The organism is Synechococcus sp. R8-2, assembly GCF_047461715.1.
In the GTDB taxonomy this organism is placed as follows: domain Bacteria; phylum Cyanobacteriota; class Cyanobacteriia; order Thermostichales; family Thermostichaceae; genus Thermostichus.
This window is the reverse complement of record NZ_JANSHQ010000278.1, coordinates 1-2,164: the sequence shown is the minus strand read 5'-3', so window position 1 is coordinate 2,164 and position 2,164 is coordinate 1. Positions and strand designations below refer to the sequence as shown.

The window sequence follows — 2,164 nt, the reverse complement described above, 5'->3', positions numbered from 1 at the left end:
GATTTGCCCTTGAGGCGATCCAACTCAGCTTGCAATTCGGCGATCTTCTGGCGCAGACGGGCCGCTTCCGAAAGTTCGATGGCCGTGCCTGCCTCGCCCTCGGTATCGCTAATGTCATCAATGGTGATCTTGCGGGGGCCGGCAGTTTGTCTGTATTCCCCCTTGCGGTTGGCGTTGGCAGCGATGGCATCCATGTAAGCCCGCGCCTCCTCAGCGGTCATCGCCCCCCGCTCCACCAGCTCGTCCACCAAAGCTTGCGCCTGCTTGCGCAATTCCATCAGACGGCTACCCGCTTTGCTGGCCACCTTGGCAGCATTATCCGCGGCCACAGCGGCCAGACCCATGCCGAGGTAGAAAGCCTTTTGAGCCCAGTTGGCGAGGGGATTGTCTGTCTCGGACATTGCTAGGACAAGGGGGAGAAAGGCGAGAAGGGGAATGACCCAGCAGAGAGGAAAGTGGGGTAGCAAAGGGCGACCCGGGTTGACGCGCCTGCTCTGAGCATCCCGTGGTGCTGCTATCTTCCGATCCTGACACGGTTTGGGCGTCGGAGCTGCACGGACCCAGGTCTTCCAGTAGCCTAGCATTTTTCCCCTCTGCCCTGCTCGGCTTTCTTGGGCAACAGATGGATTGCTCAGGGGGCTAGGGAGTTTCAGGCGGCTCCAGATAAACAGGGATCCGTTCCACAGCTGTATCGCTGCGCTGCACCTCCTGTTCCTGAACTTGAGGAAGGGTTACCGGCAGGGTAACCGGTTGAGCAACAAAACAACTGGCCACGGGCAGCGCTTGCTCCAGTTCGTCCAGAGGGCGGGGGATCACTGCCACCGCGTGCAATTCCCCAATGCGCTCTGCTTCGTACATGCCGGCATCGATGGCAATGGCCACGTTGGCCACTGTACCGCGGATAATGGCCGTACATAGGCCATCCCCAATGGTCTCGTAGGCCGCCAGTTGGACATCCGCGGTTTTGAGCATGACATCGGCAGCTCCCACCATTGCCGGGAAGCCGCGAGTTTCCAGCAGGCCCACGGCCAAGTTACTGAGGCGGCTGTAGCCGCGGTTTTGTGCCAGTTGAGACAGCTTGCTGCTGATCGGCAGTACCACTTCCAAGTTGGGCAGGGGGCGCGGGATCACCAAACTGGAGATCTCCTCTTGGTCAAACTGGCGGGCCAGCTCAATGCCCTCCTCAATGGCAATGCGCACATCGGCAATTCCCCCCCGCACAATGGCTGTGCAGTAGCCCCCCGAGGTTTTCTCAAAGCCGATCAGCGTCACGCCTGCCGACTTGGTCATAGCGTCGGCAATGCGCACGATGACCGGAAAGCTGCGCGTCTGAATCAGGCCCAGGGAGGTTGACATCGGCATCCTAACTACTCACGCCAGTTTAGCCATCAGAGCCGGCCATCCCCAGAGGAGAGCACCTGTCGATAGGGATAAATCTTGCCCAAGAGGCGATCCAATTCCGAATGGCCAGGGATCCCGTTGAGGTTGCGCGTTTTGGTCCTTGGGGAACCGGACTTTTCTTGGGTTTGCTCGGCAGCTTCCTGCCAACGGCGGGTTTGCTTTTCAACATTGGCCACCGGAGAACTGGGTGGGGGAGACGGCTCAGGCAGCGTCTTTTGAGCCCCTTCCACTTCCGCCGGCGAGGGTTCTGCCGGGGTGAGCTTGCTGCCGCCCGCCTCCTGGAGATCGAAACCATAGGTGGGATCCCCGAGCAGCGAGCCGGGGGGAATGACTGCTTGGCTGAGCACCGAACAATTCAGCACTGTGGTTTCTGAGCCGATGCAGGCGTTTTTGCCGATGGTGCCCTGCCCGATCACCAGCACCCCCATTCCCAAGGTTGCGCCCGCCTCCACGATGAGGGATCCCCCACAGGCGTGCAGGACGGATCCCATGCCGATACACGCGCCGCGCCCGATGTGAATTCGACAGCCGGGGTTGGCCCGCAGCAGCACCCCTGCCCCAATCCCCGCCCCGGCTTCCACCTGTACCTCACCACTGACAAAATAGCGAGTTTCGCCGTTTTGGCCGAGCAAGGTGCGGAGCGTCATGGAGTTGGGCAAAGTAGAGGCCAACAGGGTGCTCCTCATCGCTGGGGGGTTGGACTTGAACCAACAGAGGTCAAAAAAAGCTGGGATCCCTCAAGGGGTTTGGATGATCTGCTCCA

3 protein-coding genes and 1 other RNA gene are annotated in these 2,164 nt (G+C 60.4%); all 4 read right to left on the bottom strand.

Translation table 11 applies throughout. The features are described 5' to 3' along the window. A partial coding sequence (locus NW819_RS07315; RefSeq protein WP_414413350.1) for a hypothetical protein occupies positions 1-344 on the bottom strand: 344 nt, incomplete at its 3' end. Positions 345-469: 125 nt separating this feature from the next. Continuing rightward, positions 470-567, bottom strand: an RNA gene (ffs, locus tag NW819_RS07310) — signal recognition particle sRNA small type. Positions 568-639: 72 nt separating this feature from the next. Next, positions 640-1,362 carry a carbon dioxide-concentrating mechanism protein CcmK gene (locus NW819_RS07305; RefSeq protein ID WP_414329208.1) on the bottom strand — a complete coding sequence of 241 codons (723 nt, stop codon included), beginning with the start codon at positions 1,360-1,362 and terminating at the stop codon, positions 640-642. A gap of 26 nt (positions 1,363-1,388) precedes the next feature. After that, positions 1,389-2,087: a hypothetical protein gene (locus NW819_RS07300; RefSeq protein ID WP_414413349.1), complete on the bottom strand. Its 699-nt coding sequence runs from the start codon at positions 2,085-2,087 to the stop codon at positions 1,389-1,391. Positions 2,088-2,164: the final 77 nt, after the last annotated feature.